We start from the raw sequence: 17316 nt of genomic DNA, 5'->3' as shown, positions 1-17316 counted from the left end.
TCCTCACACCGTAGGTATTCCGTTTGCCGCGCAATTTGCCACCACGACTTCTGCGTCGATGGTGCGCAATCCGCGCGGTAGGGAGGGCGAAATCGTGTAGACCGCATCGGCCGTCTGATTGCCACCCGCTTGTTTCATTGTTGTGCGTACGTGGCGCGCAAACCCGTAACCCCGGATCAGCGCATATTGTGCCGCCGCACATTCGGCGTAGTCATCCACATCCGAGCCCGACCGGGCGCCAGACATGGTCACATGAAATTGCACCAGATCGCCTTCCAGCAAACTGGTCCGCACCCCGTGGTAATCAGGATCGAACCCGTCAGCTGAACCGCCGGGGATCGGGGCACAGCCCGCCAGCGTCAAAGATGATATGAGTGCCACGCGGATCACTCTGCCGCGATCTTCTCAGCCCGGCGGGCCTTGGCGTTTGCCGAAAGCTCAGCCATCACCTGCGAGGACCGGGCAATTGGGTTGGTCAGGTAGAAATCCTTGACCGCAGGCAGGAATGCCGCCTTGCCCATTGGCTCCAGCTCCAGTGCCGCGCCTTCGTTCTCAATGACCTGGTCAATCTGGGCCAGGTGCGGCACCTCTGCCACCAGCGCCTGGCGTAGCTGCGCCAGTGAATCATAGGCCAAAGTTGCATCCAGTTCGGCGCTCAGCGCCCGCAGGATTGCCCAGTTTTCCTTGGCCTCACCGGGCGCAAAACCTGCACGCAGTGCCAGCTGAGGACGCCCTTCGGTGTTCACAAACAGACCACTTTCTTCGGTGTAGGCCGCCCCTGGCAGGATCACATCAGCGCGGTGTGCGCCCCGGTCACCGTGCGATCCCTGATAGATCACAAAGGCGCCACCGTTTTCAGAGCTGTCGATTTCGACCTCGTCAGCGCCCAGGTTATAGATCACCTCGGCGCCATCAATGGCCGCAGCCATGCCCCCTTCGGTCACCGCACCAATGTCCATGGCCCCCACCCGCGCGGCTGCGGTGTGCAGAACCATCAGCTTGGAGCCGGTATCGGCTGCGAATTTCTGCGCATGGGCCAGAACCGCCAGACCGTCGGCTTCGCGCAACGCGCCCTGCCCGACAATAACCAGGGTTTCTTTGGCCAAAGCACCGGAATGATCAGCGCTATGCAATGCTTCCAGAGCTGCGCGATCCCCCCCTAGGTGGGTGTAGTCATAGGTCAGATCGACGGCTTCACCAACCAGTCCAACCGTCGCCCCGTTGATCCAGGCCCGGCGGATCCGCGCATTCAGCACCGGAGATTCATTGCGTGGGTCCGTTCCGATCAGCATGATCGCCTTGGCGCTGTCGATATCTTCGATGGTCGCGGTGCCAACATAGCCTGCCCGGTTGCCGATAGGCAGGCGGGCATTGTCAGTGCGGCATTCCACCTTGCCACCCAGTCCTTCGACCAGTTGTTTCAGGGCAAAGGCCGCTTCGACCGGGACCAGATCCCCAATCAGGCCAGCCAGCTTTTTGCCCTTCATCGCGGTGGCGGCGGCGGTCAATGCCTCTGGCCAGCTGGCGGGTTTGAGCTTGCCGTCAACGCGCACATAGGGGCGATCCAGACGCTGGCGACGCAGGCCATCCCAGACAAAACGGGTCTTGTCGGAGATCCACTCTTCGTTCACCGCATCATTGTTGCGCGGCAGGATCCGCATCACTTCGCGGCCCTTGGTGTCGACCCGAATGTTCGCGCCAAGCGCATCCATCACGTCGATGGTTTCGGTCTTGGTCAGCTCCCAGGGACGGGCGCTAAAGGCATAGGGCTTTGAGGTCAGCGCGCCAACCGGGCACAGATCAATGATATTGCCCTGCAGGTTGCTGTCCAAAGTCTCGTTCAGGTAGCTGGTGATTTCAGCATCTTCACCGCGGCCTGTCTGGCCCATCTGGGTGATCCCGGCCACCTCGGAGGTGAAGCGCACACAGCGGGTGCAGCTGATGCAGCGGGTCATCGCGGTCGATACAAGTGGCCCGAGGTTCAGATCATCCACCGCCCGTTTGGGCTCGCGGAAGCGCGAGAAATCAACGCCGTAAGCCATTGCCTGATCCTGCAGATCACATTCGCCGCCTTGATCGCAGATCGGGCAATCCAGCGGGTGGTTGATCAGCATGAATTCCATCACGCCTTCGCGGGCCTTTTTGACCATGGGTGAATTGGTCTTGACCTGTGGTGCCTGACCTTCGGGACCGGGGCGCAGATCGCGCACCTGCATCGCACAGGAGGCCGCTGGTTTGGGCGGGCCGCCGACAACCTCAACCAGGCACATGCGGCAATTGCCGGCAATCGACAGGCGCTCATGGTAGCAAAAACGCGGGATTTCCACCCCGGCCTCTTCGCAGGCCTGGATCAGGGTCATCGCCCCATCCACCTCTACCTCGGTTCCGTCAATGTTAATCTTGCGGAGGTCAGACATGGTCTATTTCGCCCTCAGTAACGCGCCGATCGCGCTGTTTTTCTGTATTTCCGCACGACCAAACGCGCAGAATGTTTCTGGATCGTCATAAGAGACACCGCTCGCATTGAGCAGCTGTTCGCCCTTTGCCCGCATCCGGGCCTTTTCTACGTCGGATTCGATATAGGCCCGGATTTCGCTATCGGCATAGCCCAGCGAATTGGCATGGGAGCGCAGCCGACGCAGCTCTCCGATACCTCTAAAAAGCCGCGCCCCCAGGCTGTCGCAGTGATCCGCGACCTCCTTGGCCAGGGCCACGGCAAACAGCGGGTCTTCGATCTCGGGAATGTCCCGCAACGAGGGCTTTGCCGCCGCCGTTGTCATCGGAAACAGAACAGCCGCTGCAAAAAACAGCGGAGCAAGCAGAGTTGGTCTTTGTTGGCCATGCGTCATTGATCTCTCCTGTGAGTTGGAGAGTCCAAAACGCCAAGACCCGGCAGCGATATGCAATAACGCTCCGGCCATATGGCCAGGATATGCCAACAATCCGCTCACGGGTTGCATGTCCCCCGCAGCAGAGCATTGTCGCCATCGCGCGGCAGTGGCGCTTCGGGATCGTCCAGATCAATCAGCCAGTCAATTCTGGAAGTGCCGTAGTTTTTGATACAATAGGTGGTGCCGGCATAGCGCATGGCTTCCCGTGCGCCCAAAGGCGAGGCCGCAACATCATAGACTTCGGCCTCAAACAACGCGCGCGAGATCTTCTTATCCACGACAGAGGCCTTGGTACGGAAGGCGACGCCATCAAAGACCGGGCGGGACTCCCTATCGCTGCAGCCAGCCACAAGCCCGACAGACACAAAGGCAACCGCCAGTAACCTGATATCTACACTCATCATCCGTCCCCTACCCTTATTCATTCAGCGGCGATGGCACTTTTACGGCCGGTTTTTTGCGCCTTGATACGGTCTTCGATTTCCTCGCGGAAATTGCGGATCAACCCCTGAATGGGCCAGGCCGCCGCATCGCCCAGAGCACAGATGGTGTGGCCTTCGACCTGTTTGGTCACATCCCAAAGCATGTCGATTTCTTCCAGATCCGCCTCGCCTTTGACCAGACGGTCCATTACCCGCATCATCCAGCCGGTGCCTTCGCGGCAAGGCGTACACTGGCCACAGCTTTCGTGTTTGTAGAATTTCGCCAGACGCCAGATCGCCTTGATGATATCGGTCTGTTTATCCATCACGATGACCGCAGCGGTGCCTAGGCCCGAGCCCAGCTCGCCGCGCAGGTAGTCAAAATCCATGATCGCATCGCGCATGTTTTCACCGCGCACACAAGGCACAGAGGAGCCACCGGGGATCACCGCCAGCAGATTGTCCCAGCCGCCGCGAATGCCACCGCAGTGCTTTTCAATCAGCTCTTCAAAGGAAATCGACATGGCTTCTTCAACCACACAAGGGTTGTTGACGTGGCCAGAAATCGCAAACAGCTTGGTGCCGGCATTGTTGGGGCGACCAAAGCCTGCAAACCAATCGGCGCCGCGGCGCAGGATGGTGGGCACAACGGCAATGGATTCCACGTTGTTCACTGTGGTGGGGCAGCCATACAGACCCGCGCCAGCCGGGAATGGCGGCTTCATCCGGGGCATACCCTTCTTGCCTTCAAGGCTTTCGATCAGGGCGGTTTCTTCACCGCAGATATAGGCGCCGGCACCGTGATGCAGGAAGAGGTCAAAATCCCAGCCCGATCCGGCTGCGTTTTTGCCCAGAAGGCCCTTGTCATAACATTCGTCAATGGCAGCCTGCAGCGCCTCGCGCTCGCGGATATATTCGCCGCGCAGGTAGATGTAGCAGGTATGCGCCTGCATCGCGAAGCTGGCGATCAGCGCGCCCTCGATCAGCGTATGCGGATCATGGCGCATGATTTCGCGGTCTTTGCAGGTGCCAGGTTCGGATTCATCGGCGTTGATCACCAGATACGAAGGGCGCCCGTCGCTCTCTTTCGGCATGAAAGACCATTTCAGACCAGTGGGGAAACCCGCACCACCACGGCCCCGCAGACCTGAATCCTTCATCGTCTGGATGATCCAATCGCGGCCTTTGTCGATGATCCCCGATGTACCATCCCAATGGCCTCGCGCCTGGGCACCTTTGAGGGTGCGCTCATGCATACCGTAGAGGTTGGTAAAGATCCGGTCCTGGTCCTTCAGCATGTCTGCCTACCCTTGGTTTTCGTTTTTACTGGCCTGACGCATGCGCCAGAGTTGCACTATGTTGACCAATGCATAGATCAGCCCCGCAAGCGCGGCAAAATCAAACAAAAGCGCGTAACGACCAGGCATTCCAATCGCCGGGCCAATGATCATGGTCAGGGCCAACCAGGCCAGCATGGTTCCGGCAATCACCAATGAGATGTGCCGCCCCTTTGCTGCGATCGTCCTATCCAGATCAACGCTCATTCAGGTCCTCGTGTTTGGTCCCTGCCCGCCCCAATGGAACGGCCAAGTAGATTATTCGTCGTCGTAACGACCGTCTTTTTTGGCCTTCTTGGCAAATTCGGTCACGTCGCCCACCGCCAGTTTTGCCGCCTGTGCAATCCAGCCATCCCGTTCGATCCGGCCTTTGAACTTCAGACGGCTGTCAACCCAGGCCACTTCGGCCTCGCTCCAGGCGGCAATCTGATCAAAGTGGAAAAAGCCAAGGTCATTCAGGGTCTGCTCCAGCTTGGGACCAACGCCTTTCAGCAGTTTCAGATCATCGGGCAAACCACCGCGCGCCTCTTTCAGCGTCTCGGGTTCAACCTCGGCGACCTCTTCAGCTGCGACAGGCGTTTTTGCAGGTGCGGTTTGTGCTGCAGGTGCGGGCTTTTTCGCCTCTTCCAGCTGTTTGGCAACCGGCTTGGGTGCCTCGGGGGCTTTGGGAGGCTGATCGGCGGCTGCACGGCCGGCAACCACACCATCCTTGCCAACCCAAGGGGTCAGCAACGGCACTTCGTCGCCCTGGATCCGTTTGACGCTGTCGCCAATATCCATCGCCAGCTGCGCCGAAGCGTTATACTGCGTTTTACCGCTGTCATATTCGGAGAGCGAGGTCAGGCCGGACTTTGGCTCGGCTGCGTAGCGGCCATTCTGCGGTCCCGGCACAACCACTTTACCAGCTGCCAGATCATCCAGCATCTGAGCAAAGCCCTCTGCCGTGAGATCCTCAAAGTAATCTTTGCCAATCTGCGCCATTGGCGCATTGGTGCAGGCGCCCAGACATTCGACCTCTTCCCAGCTGAATTTGCCATCCGCCGACAGGGTATGCGGTTTGGCCGCGATCTTGTCCTTGCAGACCGCGATCAGATCCTCGGCGCCACAGATCATGCAGGACAGGGTGCCACAGATCTGCACATGCGCCACCGATCCGGTGGGCTGCATCTGGAACATGAAGTAGAACGAGGCGACTTCCAGCACGCGGATATAGGCCATACCCAGCATATCGGCAATATATTCAATCGCCGGCTTGGAGACCCAGCCTTCCTGTTCCTGCGCCCGCCACAACAGCGGGATCACAGCCGAGGCCTGACGGCCTTCGGGGAATTTGGTCAACTGCGCCTCGGCCCAGGTCTGGTTCGCGGGCGTGAAAGCAAAGCTTTCGGGCTGTTCGGAATGAAGGCGACGAAGCATTAGCGGTCAATCTCTCCAAATACGACGTCCATGGTGCCGATGATGGCAGCGACGTCGGCCAGCTGGTGGCCTTTTGCAACGTGGTCCATGGCTTGCAGATGCAGGAAACCCGGCGCGCGAATTTTGCTGCGGTAGGGTTTGTTGGTGCCATCTGCCACCAGATAGACGCCAAATTCACCCTTGGGGGCTTCTACGGCGACATAGACCTCACCGGCGGGCACATGGAAGCCCTCGGTGTAGAGTTTAAAGTGGTGAATGAGGCTCTCCATCGAGGTCTTCATGTCACCCCGTTTGGGCGGGCTCAGCTTGCCCCGTGCCATCACATCGCCAGTGGCCTCGCGCAGTTTTGCGATGGCCTGACGGATGATCGACAGGGATTGGCGCATCTCTTCCATGCGCACCAGATAGCGATCATAGCAGTCGCCGTTCTTGCCCACGGGGATCTGGAACTCAAACTCGTCATAGCACTCATAGGGCTGTGCGCGGCGCAGATCCCAGGCCATGCCAGAGCCACGCACCATGACGCCGGAAAAGCCCCAGTCCAGGATCTCTTGCTCGGTGACCACGCCAATGTCGCAATTCCGCTGTTTGAAAATCCGGTTTTCGGTCAGCAACCCGTCGATATCGGCCAGTACCTTGGGAAACTCGAGCGCCCAGAGGTCGATATCATCCAGCAGATCATCGGGAATGTCCTGATGCACACCGCCGGGACGGAAATAGGCTGCGTGCAGACGTGCGCCACAGGCGCGCTCGTAAAACACCATCAGCTTTTCGCGCTCTTCAAAGCCCCAGAGCGGCGGCGTCAGCGCCCCCACGTCCATGGCCTGGGTGGTCACGTTCAGCAGGTGGTTCAGAATGCGGCCAATCTCGGAATACAACACCCGGATCAGCGAGCCACGGCGGGGCACTTCTACACCGGTGAGTTTCTCAATCGCCAGACACCAGGCATGTTCCTGGTTCATCGGCGCCACATAGTCGAGGCGGTCAAAATACGGCAGGTTTTGCAGATAGGTGCGGCTTTCCATCAGCTTTTCGGTGCCACGGTGCAGCAGGCCGATATGGGGATCGCAGCGTTCCACGATCTCGCCGTCCAGCTCAAGCACCAGACGCAACACGCCGTGCGCCGCCGGGTGCTGGGGTCCGAAGTTGATGTTAAAGTTACGGATCTTCTGTTCGCCAGTCTGGGCGTCGTCGAATTTAGAACCGTCCATCATTTTGCCCCCTCTTTTTCATCACCGGGCAGGATGTATTCTGCACCCTCCCAGGGAGACATGAAATCAAACTGGCGGTATTCCTGCACCAGGCTTACCGGTTCATAGACAACGCGCTTTTCGGCCTCGTCGTAGCGGACCTCGGTATAGCCCGTGGTGGGGAAATCCTTGCGCAGTGGATAGCCGCGAAAGCCATAGTCGGTCAGGATGCGGCGCAGATCCGGGTGGCCGGAGAACAAAATGCCAAACATGTCGAAAACTTCGCGCTCGAACCAATTGGCCGAAGGGTGCACATCGACAATCGAGGGCACCATGTCGTCTTCACGCACCGAGACCCGCAGGCGAATGCGCTGGTTTTGGTACATCGACAGGAAGTGATAGACCACATCAAAGCGTTTACCACGTTCGGGGTAATCCACCGCAGTGATATCCACCAGCGAGGAAAACTTGCAATTATTGTCGGTCTTCAGAAACTCAACCAGCCCGACGATATTGGCCGGGGCCACATCGACGGTCAGCTCATCAAAGGCAATATCCCAGGACAATACACAGTCGGGGCGTTTGGCTGCGATCTGAGTGCCAAGTTCTTGCAGTGCTTCAGTCATTTATGTCTCTCCAGCCAGATCGCTTAGCGCACCAGGGTGCCGGTACGGCGGATTTTGCGCTGCAACTGCATCAACCCATAGAGCAGGGCCTCAGCGGTGGGCGGGCAGCCCGGCACGTAGATATCGACAGGCACAATACGGTCACAACCACGCACAACCGAATAGCTGTAGTGATAGTAACCACCGCCATTGGCGCAGGAGCCCATCGAGATCACATAACGTGGCTCGGGCATCTGGTCGTAAACCTTGCGCAACGCGGGTGCCATCTTGTTGGTCAGGGTCCCCGCAACGATCATCACATCCGACTGACGCGGCGAGGCGCGCGGGGCAATGCCAAAACGTTCGGCATCATAGCGCGGCATCGAAGTATGCATCATCTCAACCGCGCAGCAGGCCAGACCAAAGGTCATCCAGTGCAGCGACCCGGTGCGGGCCCAGTTGATGATGTCTTCAGTCGAGGTCAGCAGAAAGCCTTTGTCCTGCAGCTCTGCGTTCAGCGCCTGGGTGGCAACTTCCTTGTCGATCCCAGCGGTATTGGCCCCGGTCATCACTCCCATTCCAGAGCTCCCTTTTTCCACTCATAGGCAAAACCAATGGTCAGAACGGCCAGAAACACCATCATCGACCAGAAACCGGTATCGCTCATATCCTTGAAGCCAACGGCCCAGGGAAACAGGAAGGCAATTTCCAGATCAAAAATGATGAAAAGAATCGAGACCAGATAAAATCGCACATCGAATTTCATTCGGGCGTCATCAAAAGCGTTGAAACCACATTCATAGGCGCTGACTTTTTCCGGGTCAGGATTGCGAACGGCGAGCACAACTGCCGCCAGAATAAGAACAATTCCTAGGCCGACCGCGACGACCAGAAACACCAAGATCGGGAGGTATTCCCGCAACATCTCTTCCACGAGTGGCTCCTTTCCGAGCGCGCGGATTCTCGCGCGCCGTCAATTGGCGTGTTGACTTGCGCATGTGTCTACTCGCACCCCCCCCTATCGTCAACCAAACCAATGGTGAAGAAAGTGGCTTTCTGCACAAGTCGCGACCCTGCGGCATCACTTAGCGCTATTTGGGCCAGCAGGAGTTAAATTCTTATTATTTGCATAAGGAAAGGCGCCGTGGCTTTTTCACGACGCCTCAAAAACCAACATCCAGAATACTGGTTAACGCAGCCCTGCATCCGGTTTGGCTTTGGCCCGTATCAGGCCAGTATCCAGCCCCAATCACGCCTGCCTCAGCCCAGTCTCACCCCTGCCAGCGCGGCTTGCGCTTGTCAAAGAAGGCGCCGATCCCCTCCGAGGCCTCATCGCCTTCCCAGCGGCTGACCAGGGCGCGAATGGTCATGTCGATGGTCTCGTCATCCAGTCGGGGACCCAGATCGCGGGTCAGCTTCTTTGCAGCCGCCACCGCTCCGGGGGCACAGGACATATAGGGCAGCACTTCGGCCTCAACCGCCGCCGCCAGATCCGCCGCCGGGACCGCCTTGGCCAACAATCCCAGCTCAACAGCTTCGGCGGCGCCAAACAGGCGCGCCGACATAAAGACCCGGCGGGCGCGCGATTCTCCCATGCGGGCCACCACATAGGGACCGATGGTGGCCGGGATCAAACCCAGTTTGGTCTCGGTAAGCCCCATCTTCAAATGATCCACGCCAATGGCCACGTCACAGACCGAAGCCATGCCAACGCCACCGCCAAAGGCATTGCCCTGGATGGCGCCGATCAGTGGCTTTGGCAGCGTGTTCAGAACCTGCAACATTTCTGCCAGGACCCGCGCTTCGGCACCACGGGTGGCCGCATCTGCCTGCATCTGCTGCTGCATCCACCCCAGGTCGCCCCCGGCACAAAAGCTCTTGCCTGCGCCTGTCAGCACCACAACCCGCACCTCGTCATCCAAGGCCAGTTGCTCCGCCGCCGCTTTCAGCTCCAGCAGCATCTCGCCTGACATCGCATTGTGTTTCTCCGGACGGTTCAGCGTCATCGTGGCGACACCACGCGCGTCCCGTTCAATCAATACTGTCTTATACATTCTCAGTCCCTCTCCTTCTCGCCCATCGGCTGGACCTGCATTTAACTGTCGCTGCGCATGGACTGAGCCATCGCAGCCGCCACAACCAGGACATCGCGATCCAGTCCCGTCTCATAGCCAAGCGCCACCAGATGGTCCTGCACCGCCTCGGTGGCGACATTCCCGGCAGCCCCCGGCGCATAGGGACAACCACCCAATCCACCAACCGCTGCATCAAACACCCGAACCCCCTGCGCCAACGAGGCCTCGATGTTCTCCAGGGCCCGCCCGGCGGTATCGTGATAATGGCCAGCCAGTTGGGTGGCCGGCACTCGTTGGGTGACAGCTGACAGCATTTTGCCGATCGTTTCCGGTGTGCCCTGTCCGATGGTATCGCCCAAAGACACTTCGTAGCAGCCAAGCTGATGCAGCGTTTCTGCCACCTGTGCCACCTGATCCGGATCCGTGGCCCCGTCATAGGGGCAATCCGTTACGCAGGAGACATAGCCCCGCACCGGTAGTTTGATGGCAGCGGCGGCCTGCAGAATGGGTTTGAACCGCTCGATGCTCTCGGCAATGGAGGCATTGATATTGGCACGGGAAAACCCTTCCGAGGCGGAGGCAAACACCGCAATCTCATCTGCCCCTGCCGCAACCGCATCCGTGTAGCCGCGCATATTTGGGGTCAGCGCCGCATAAGACACCCCCGGCGCGCGGCTGATCCCGGCCAGAACCTCGGCGCTGCCTGCCATCTGTGGCACCCATTTGGGGGACACAAAACTGGCAACCTCGATCCGGCGAAACCCGGCCCTGGACAGGCAATCCACCAAAGCGATTTTCTCGGCCACCGGAATGGCCCGCGTTTCGTTCTGCAGCCCGTCACGCGGCCCCATCTCAAAAATCTCGACAGTCCGTTGCACGCCCCGCCCCTCCTTCATCTTACCCTAAATACCTAAAATCCAAACCGCGCCCCAAAGCGCCCAGCCCCCACCAGATGCGGCCTAGCTCTCTTCCAGACGCACCAGTGCCGCCCCTGCCTCAACCTGGTCGCCAGCGACGGCCAGAACCTCGGCAACAATGCCATCACGCGCCGCCAGCAGGGAATGCTCCATCTTCATCGCCTCCAGAATGGCCAGACGGTCGCCCTCTGCCACCACATCACCGGCCTTGGCAAAAACCGCCTTCACCAGGCCCGGCATTGGCGCCACGATGACATTGAGATCCCCCCCGGCGGTGGCATCGCGATCCAGAGGGTCGATCACTTCAAAGACCTGGCCATAGCCATCAAAGACAGTGATGGAATTGCCCGCCTGGCTCATTGGCGGCAAAGGATCGCCGCCCAATAGCCAAGTGCCGCCAACCCGGTTGGCGCAGATCTGATCCTCGGGATGTCCCGGGAACTCCCAGACCTGGCGGTCCGGCCCGTCCACTTCAACCGTGGCTTCAAAGACTTCCCCCTGATAGCCGAGGTGTATCGAGCGGCGCAGATCAGACCACAGGGTAAAGCCCGCCGCCCAATCCATGTCCACCAGGCCCAAAGCCTGCATGCCTGCGGCAGCCTTGTGTTCAAATTTCACTTGCGGCACCTGCACCAGTTGCTCCAGATCCCGCGCAATGAGGCCGGTGTCGACCTCCCCTGCGGCAAAGCTTTCATGCGCCGCAAGCGCGCCCAGGAATGCCAGGTTGGTGACCGTGCCGCCCACCTCAGTTTCGGCCAGCGCCTGTGACAGGCGCGACAGGGCAATGTCACGGGTTGGCCCATGCACGATCACCTTGGAAATCATCGGGTCGTACCAGGGGCTGATGGTATCGCCTGCACGCACGCCGCTGTCAGCCCGGCAATTGGCGGGGAACTTGAGATGGGTCAGGGTGCCGGTGGCAGGCAAGAAACCCTTTGGCACATCCTCGGCATAAAGCCGCGCTTCAAAGGCATGGCCGGTGATGGTGAGTTCATCCTGCTGCTTGGGCAGGCTCTCGCCTGCTGCCACGCGCAGCTGCCATTCCACCAGATCCACACCGGTGATCAGTTCTGATACCGGATGCTCCACCTGCAGTCGGGTGTTCATCTCCATGAACCAGAAGCCATCGGCGCGCAGACCATCGGAGCCATCAACGATGAATTCCACCGTGCCAGCCCCCTTGTAGCCAATGGCCTCGGCGGCGCGCACACCAGCCTCGCCCATGGCCGCGCGCATTTCATCCGTCATGCCGGGGGCAGGAGCTTCCTCGATTACCTTTTGGTGGCGACGCTGCAACGAGCAGTCGCGCTCAAACAGATGTACCGCCCGGGTGCCATCGCCAAAGACCTGGATTTCAATATGGCGCGGGTGCTGGATGTATTTTTCGATCAGCACATCCGGATTGCCAAAGGCGGTTGTCGCCTCGCCCTGGGCACTTGCCAGCGCCTCGGCGAAATCAGCCGGGGACTCCACCAGGCGCATGCCCTTGCCGCCGCCGCCGGCGACCGCCTTGATCAGCACCGGGTAGCCGATCTTGTCAGCCTCGGCTTGCAGAAATTCAGCCTGCTGATTGGCGCCGTGATAGCCGGGGACCACCGGCACGCCAGCCTGTTCCATCAACACCTTGGCAGCATCTTTGAGACCCATTTTGCGGATCGCATCTGCCGAGGGGCCAATAAAGGTCAGCCCGGCCGCCTCGACGGCCTCCACAAAATTTGGGTTTTCCGACAGGAAGCCATAGCCCGGGTGGATCGCCTGGGCCCCCATCGCCTGGGCCTGCGCAATGATCTCGTCGCCCAACAGATAGCTGTCGGCCGGCGCCGGGCCATGGCCGATGTGACAGGCTTCATCTGCCATGGCCACGTGTTTGGCGGCGCGATCCGCATCGGAGTAGACGGCCACGGTTTTGACCCCAAGGGAACGGGCGGTTTCTATCACGCGGCAGGCAATTTCACCGCGATTGGCAATCAGAATTTTATTGAACATGGGGATGGTCCTTTGTCTGCAACGTCGGACCGAGGGCTCTGCCCCCGGACCCCCGAGGTATTTTTGGCAAGATGAATGACAGGTATTTACATGCGGAAGACGCCAAAGCGGGTTTCATCGATTTCTGCATTGAGCGCGGCACTCAGCGACAGGGCCAACACATCGCGGCTTTTGCGCGGGTCGATGATGCCATCGTCCCAGAGCCGTGCTGCGGCATAGAGCGGGTGGCTTTGTTCTTCGAACATATCAATGGTGGGCTGTTTGAACTGGGCTTCGTCTGACGCCGACCAGCTGCCGCCCTGCCGTTCGATGGCGTCGCGCTTTACTGTGGCCAACACGCCTGCAGCCTGTTCGCCCCCCATCACCGAGATGCGGGAATTGGGCCAGGTCCACAGGAAGCGGGGCTGATAGGCCCGACCTGCCATGCCATAGTTGCCCGCGCCAAAGGAGCCGCCCACCAGCATGGTGACCTTGGGCACATTGGTAGAGGCCACGGCCGTGACCATCTTGGCACCGTGGCGGGCGATGCCTTCGTTTTCATATTTGCGCCCCACCATGAAGCCGGTGATGTTTTGCAAGAACACCAGCGGGATTTTGCGCTGCGAGCAGAGCTCGACAAAATGCGCGCCTTTCTGGGCCGCCTCGGAAAACAAGACGCCATTGTTGGCGATGATCCCCACAGGACAGCCTTTGACATGGGCAAAACCGGTCACCAGAGTTTCCCCGTAGCGCGGTTTGAACTCGTCAAAGCGCGAGCCATCCACCAGACGCGCGATGACTTCGCGGATATCGTAGGGCGTGCGCAGATCGCCAGGAACCACGCCAAGGATTTCTTCGGGGTCATAGGCGGGCTCTTCGGGGGAGGCCCAGTTCACCGTTTGCGGTTTGATGATATTGAGCGACTGCACGGCGCGGCGCGCCAGGGCCAGGGCGTGGGCGTCATCTTCGGCCAGGTAATCCGCCACGCCAGAGAGCCGCGTATGCACATCTCCGCCGCCGAGTTCCTCAGCCGAGACCACCTCGCCGGTGGCGGCCTTGACCAGCGGCGGGCCGGCCAGAAAGATAGTCCCCTGCTCCTTGACGATAATGGTCACGTCAGACATCGCGGGCACATAGGCGCCACCGGCGGTGCAGGAGCCCATGACCACGGCGATTTGCGGAATGCCCTTTGAGGACATGCGTGCCTGATTGTAAAAGATGCGGCCAAAGTGGTCGCGGTCCGGGAAGACCTCATCCTGTTGCGGCAGGTTGGCGCCGCCCGAGTCCACCAGGTAGATACAAGGAAGGCGGTTTTCCTCGGCAATTTCCTGCGCCCGCAGATGTTTCTTCACCGTCATCGGGAAATAGGTGCCGCCCTTTACGGTGGCGTCATTGCAGACCACCATGACCTCTTGGCCGTGGACCCGGCCAATACCCGCGATCACGCCTGCGGCAGGGGCTGCATTGTCATACATGTTGTGGGCCGCTGTCGCACCGATTTCCAGAAAGGGCGAGCCCGGATCCAGCAGGTTTGCCACCCGGCGCCGTGGCAGCATCTTGCCGCGGCTTTCATGGCGGGCCCGGGATTTCTCCCCGCCGCCCAGGCGGGCGGCTTCGGCCGCATCGGCGATCTGGCTCAGCGCCTCAAGATGCGCGGCACGGTTGGCCTTGAAGGCTTCGGAGGAAGGCATTGCCTTGGATTTGAGTTTCATGTCTGCGTCCTTATCACCTGGTGCGGGGTCTCTGGTCGAGTTCAACCACGCGGAGTTTGAACCATTTCAACAACGCCATTTGAAAGGCGCAGATCTGGGTGGAAGTCAGGTCAACGACCTGAGGGTCGGAACATTCAATTTGTGGTTCCTCCTGCTCATTCAGAGCACTGGGGTATTCCTGCGCGATGCGCTTGCTGTCGTGTTCCAGCCAAAGGGCGGTACTGGCCATGCAGCCCCCCAGCCGCTGCGGGCCAAGGCTGAGGTTGCAAAGCTTGATTGCGCTCGACACGCAGAGCCGAAGCATCGGAATCAACATCGCCCCCTTTGAGACCCGGCTGCTGCAAGCGGTTAGATAGCCGTGGCTGTCAAACATAGCCTCTTGCCCGGGCTGCGCCTGCAGCATTGGGGCAGGCAGCACCAGGGAGGCGATGAAAGCAGCCGTGATGCTCTGAACGACCTTCACGACGTGAGCTCCTGCGCGGCGCGGGCTTTCAGCTCCTTGCGGATCACCTTACCGGTCACGGTCATCGGCAGGGCCTCCAGAAATGTGATCTCGCGAGGGTAAGAATAATGGGCCAGGCGGTGCTTCACGTAGTCCTGCAGTTCTTTTTCGCTGGCCTCGGCGCCATCTTTCAGCACCACATAGGCCTTGACGATCTCGGTGCGCATCGGGTCAGGCTTGCCGACAACGCCCACGGTGGCGACGCTGGGGTGGGTCATCAGGCAGTCTTCGATCTCGGCAGGGCCGATGCGATAGCCTGAAGACGTGATCACGTCATCTTCGCGGCCGACAAAGCGCAGGAAGTCGCCCTCCCAAATACCGCGATCACCCGTGATCAGCCAGTCGCCGTGAAACTTCGCGGCTGTCTCATCGGGCCGGTTCCAATATTCCAGCATCATCGAGGCAGAGCCGCGCCGCACAGCGACATCGCCTTCTGCGCTGGTTGGTTTGCCCTCAGAATCGATCACCGCCAGTTCATGCCCCGGCACGGCCTTGCCGATGCAGCCGGGACGCGGCGGGTAGTCGACACCACAGGAGGAGGCCACCATGTTACATTCGGTCTGGCCGTAGAACTCATTGATGGTCACGCCAAAGCTCGACTGGCCCCAAGCGAGCATCTCAGCGCCCAGGGGCTCTCCACCCGACGCAACCGAGCGCAGGCCGTCGAGCCCCTGCCCCGCCGCTTTCAACATACGCAAAGCTGTGGGGGGAAAGAACACATTGCGCACCTCTCCGCGCCGCACCAGATCGGCGCAGGCCTCTGGGGTGAACTTGTCAAGCCGGGCAGCCACAACCGGCACGCCCAGGGCCAGCCCCGGCATCAAGACGTCAAACAGCCCGCCAATCCAGGCCCAGTCCGCCGGGGTCCAAAGGCAATCTTTGGCCTGGCCCAAATGATCGTGGCTGATCGCCACACCGGGTAGATGCCCCGTCAGCACCCGATGCCCATGCAGCGCGCCTTTGGGGCTGCCAGTGGTACCGGAGGTATAAATCAAAATGGCCGGGGTGTCCGGACTGGTCTGCGCAAAGGGAACCACCTCTCCCGGCAGGGAAACCTGATCCACCATCACCGCTTCGGCCAGATCCCCCAGCAGGCCCGCACCTTCGGGATCTGTCAGCACAAAGGAAACCCCGGCATCCCCGGCCCGCGAGGCCAGCGCGTCGCGCTTGAACAGTTTGAAAAGCGGCACCGAAATAGCGCCCAGTTTCCAGACGGCCAGATGCGCGGCGGCGCACCAGGGTGACTGGCTCAACAAAACGCCAACCCGGTCACCGGGCTGGATGCGGGTCAGCAGGTAGCGCGCCAGCCCATCGACCATCTCGGCCAGTTCCCCGTGATTGATGTCACGGCGCTCAGCCCCGGTGAGATCAATCAGCGCCAGGGTTTCAGGCTCATGCGCCATGGCCTGTGCCGCCATGTTCAACTGGTCCGGCAAAAGCCAAGAGCCATCCGCGGCCAATCCATCTACGGCCAGTCCATTTACGGCCTGTGCAAAAGCATTTTCCGTCATGCGGCATTCCTATAATGCATAGCAGCTATGCTGGTTCTCCCTGCATTCTCAAAGGGAAAGCGACCGTCCCCTTGATCCAGATCAGAGCGTGTTGTTGATTCTGAGCGCAGATAGACGGAGCAAATATAAGAAAAGGGACTCTCCCCATGAAACGCTCCGCTTCCATCCTGGCCTTGGCAACAGCCTGTACTGTTCTGGCTGCGCCCGCCTTTGCTCAATCGCAAGGCGATTGGACCTTTGGTGTTGGTGTCATCAACGTCAACCCCAAGTCCGACAACGGCACCTTGGCTGGCGCCCCAGCAACATTGACCGACGACACTCAGATCTCTTTGACTGCAGAGTACTTCATCCGCGACAACATCGGTATCGAACTGCTGGCGGCCACTCCGTTTGAGCACGACATCAGCATCGGTGGCGCCTTTGCCGGCACCTCCAAACAGCTGCCGCCCACCCTGTCGGTCAACTACCACTTCCCCACCAAGGGTAAGATCAAACCCTTTGTCGGGGCCGGTATCAACTACACCACCTTCTTTGAAGAGCAGTCCGCTCTTGGTGTGCTGGAACTGAAGGACAGCTGGGGTTTTGCACTGCAGGCCGGCGCCGATTGGCAGGTTTCCGACAATGGCGCTCTGCGCCTGAACGTGCGCTACATGGACATCGAGTCCGATGCATTCCTGAACGGCGCCTCGATCGGCAAGGCCGAAATCGATCCGGTCACCATTGGTGTCAGCTACGTTCACAGGTTCTGATCCTTTGATCTGATATCTCTCGGC

18 protein-coding genes are annotated in these 17316 nt (G+C 59.9%); 1 reads left to right on the top strand and 17 read right to left on the bottom strand.

Annotated features, from left to right (window positions below):
• Positions 1 to 3: 3 nt before the first annotated feature.
• The 17 genes from ARCT_RS0108885 to ARCT_RS0108805 all read right to left on the bottom strand — a co-directional run bounded on the left by ARCT_RS0108885 (position 4) and on the right by ARCT_RS0108805 (position 16543).
• Complete coding sequence (locus tag ARCT_RS0108885; RefSeq protein WP_027239754.1) at positions 4 to 390, bottom strand: hypothetical protein; 387 nt, start codon at positions 388 to 390, stop codon at positions 4 to 6.
• On the bottom strand, positions 387 to 2417 hold the full coding sequence (gene nuoG / locus ARCT_RS0108880) for an NADH-quinone oxidoreductase subunit NuoG (protein ID WP_027239753.1): 2031 nt from the start codon (positions 2415 to 2417) through the stop codon (positions 387 to 389). Before nuoG ends, ARCT_RS0108885 begins: the two co-directional genes overlap by 4 nt.
• Positions 2418 to 2420: 3 nt before the next feature.
• Positions 2421 to 2780: a DUF5333 domain-containing protein gene (locus tag ARCT_RS0108875; RefSeq protein ID WP_154665445.1), complete on the bottom strand. Its 360-nt coding sequence runs from the start codon at positions 2778 to 2780 to the stop codon at positions 2421 to 2423.
• Between the two features lie 167 nt (positions 2781 to 2947).
• The gene (locus tag ARCT_RS0108870) at positions 2948 to 3292 is read right to left on the bottom strand and encodes a hypothetical protein (protein ID WP_051360627.1); all 345 of its coding nucleotides are present in this window, start codon (positions 3290 to 3292) and stop codon (positions 2948 to 2950) included.
• Between the two features lie 20 nt (positions 3293 to 3312).
• Positions 3313 to 4611 carry an NADH-quinone oxidoreductase subunit NuoF gene (nuoF, locus tag ARCT_RS0108865; protein WP_027239750.1) on the bottom strand — a complete coding sequence of 433 codons (1299 nt, stop codon included), beginning with the start codon at positions 4609 to 4611 and terminating at the stop codon, positions 3313 to 3315.
• A 6-nt stretch (positions 4612 to 4617) separates the two neighbouring features.
• Positions 4618 to 4857, bottom strand: coding sequence for a DUF5337 domain-containing protein (locus ARCT_RS0108860; RefSeq protein ID WP_027239749.1), 240 nt, complete (start codon positions 4855 to 4857; stop codon positions 4618 to 4620).
• A 51-nt stretch (positions 4858 to 4908) separates the two neighbouring features.
• A complete protein-coding gene (locus tag ARCT_RS0108855; protein ID WP_027239748.1) occupies positions 4909 to 6066 on the bottom strand; it encodes an NADH-quinone oxidoreductase subunit E in 1158 nt (385 codons plus the stop codon).
• A complete protein-coding gene (locus ARCT_RS0108850) occupies positions 6066 to 7277 on the bottom strand; it encodes an NADH-quinone oxidoreductase subunit D (protein ID WP_205855556.1) in 1212 nt (403 codons plus the stop codon). The genes ARCT_RS0108855 and ARCT_RS0108850 overlap by 1 nt, the downstream gene beginning before the upstream one ends.
• Positions 7277 to 7882 carry an NADH-quinone oxidoreductase subunit C gene (locus ARCT_RS0108845; protein WP_027239746.1) on the bottom strand — a complete coding sequence of 202 codons (606 nt, stop codon included), beginning with the start codon at positions 7880 to 7882 and terminating at the stop codon, positions 7277 to 7279. The genes ARCT_RS0108850 and ARCT_RS0108845 overlap by 1 nt, the downstream gene beginning before the upstream one ends.
• 23 nt (positions 7883 to 7905) lie before the next feature.
• Positions 7906 to 8439, bottom strand: coding sequence for a NuoB/complex I 20 kDa subunit family protein (locus tag ARCT_RS0108840; RefSeq protein ID WP_027239745.1), 534 nt, complete (start codon positions 8437 to 8439; stop codon positions 7906 to 7908).
• Positions 8430 to 8795, bottom strand: a complete 366-nt coding sequence (locus ARCT_RS0108835) for an NADH-quinone oxidoreductase subunit A (protein WP_027239744.1) — start codon at positions 8793 to 8795, stop codon at positions 8430 to 8432. Before ARCT_RS0108835 ends, ARCT_RS0108840 begins: the two co-directional genes overlap by 10 nt.
• Before the next feature lie 337 nt (positions 8796 to 9132).
• Positions 9133 to 9915 (bottom strand): crotonase/enoyl-CoA hydratase family protein, encoded by a 783-nt coding sequence (locus ARCT_RS0108830; RefSeq protein WP_027239743.1) that lies wholly within the window; start codon positions 9913 to 9915, stop codon positions 9133 to 9135.
• Positions 9916 to 9956: 41 nt separating this feature from the next.
• Complete coding sequence (locus ARCT_RS0108825) at positions 9957 to 10814, bottom strand: hydroxymethylglutaryl-CoA lyase (protein ID WP_036785637.1); 858 nt, start codon at positions 10812 to 10814, stop codon at positions 9957 to 9959.
• A gap of 81 nt (positions 10815 to 10895) precedes the next feature.
• Positions 10896 to 12839, bottom strand: coding sequence for an acetyl/propionyl/methylcrotonyl-CoA carboxylase subunit alpha (locus ARCT_RS0108820; RefSeq protein ID WP_027239741.1), 1944 nt, complete (start codon positions 12837 to 12839; stop codon positions 10896 to 10898).
• Between the two features lie 86 nt (positions 12840 to 12925).
• Positions 12926 to 14530: a carboxyl transferase domain-containing protein gene (locus tag ARCT_RS0108815; RefSeq protein WP_027239740.1), complete on the bottom strand. Its 1605-nt coding sequence runs from the start codon at positions 14528 to 14530 to the stop codon at positions 12926 to 12928.
• Between the two features lie 13 nt (positions 14531 to 14543).
• Positions 14544 to 14993: a hypothetical protein gene (locus ARCT_RS0108810; RefSeq protein WP_027239739.1), complete on the bottom strand. Its 450-nt coding sequence runs from the start codon at positions 14991 to 14993 to the stop codon at positions 14544 to 14546.
• Positions 14990 to 16543 (bottom strand): AMP-binding protein, encoded by a 1554-nt coding sequence (locus ARCT_RS0108805; protein ID WP_051360625.1) that lies wholly within the window; start codon positions 16541 to 16543, stop codon positions 14990 to 14992. Before ARCT_RS0108805 ends, ARCT_RS0108810 begins: the two co-directional genes overlap by 4 nt.
• Positions 16544 to 16689: 146 nt before the next feature.
• On the opposite strand from ARCT_RS0108805, the gene ARCT_RS0108800 reads away from it, so the two are divergent.
• Positions 16690 to 17292, top strand: a complete 603-nt coding sequence (locus ARCT_RS0108800) for an OmpW/AlkL family protein (protein ID WP_027239737.1) — start codon at positions 16690 to 16692, stop codon at positions 17290 to 17292.
• Positions 17293 to 17316 lie beyond the last annotated feature (24 nt).

Origin of the sequence: Pseudophaeobacter arcticus DSM 23566 (genome assembly GCF_000473205.1) — a bacterium.
Taxonomy (GTDB): Bacteria; Pseudomonadota; Alphaproteobacteria; order Rhodobacterales; family Rhodobacteraceae; genus Pseudophaeobacter; species Pseudophaeobacter arcticus.
This window is presented reverse-complemented; position numbering and strand designations above follow the sequence as displayed.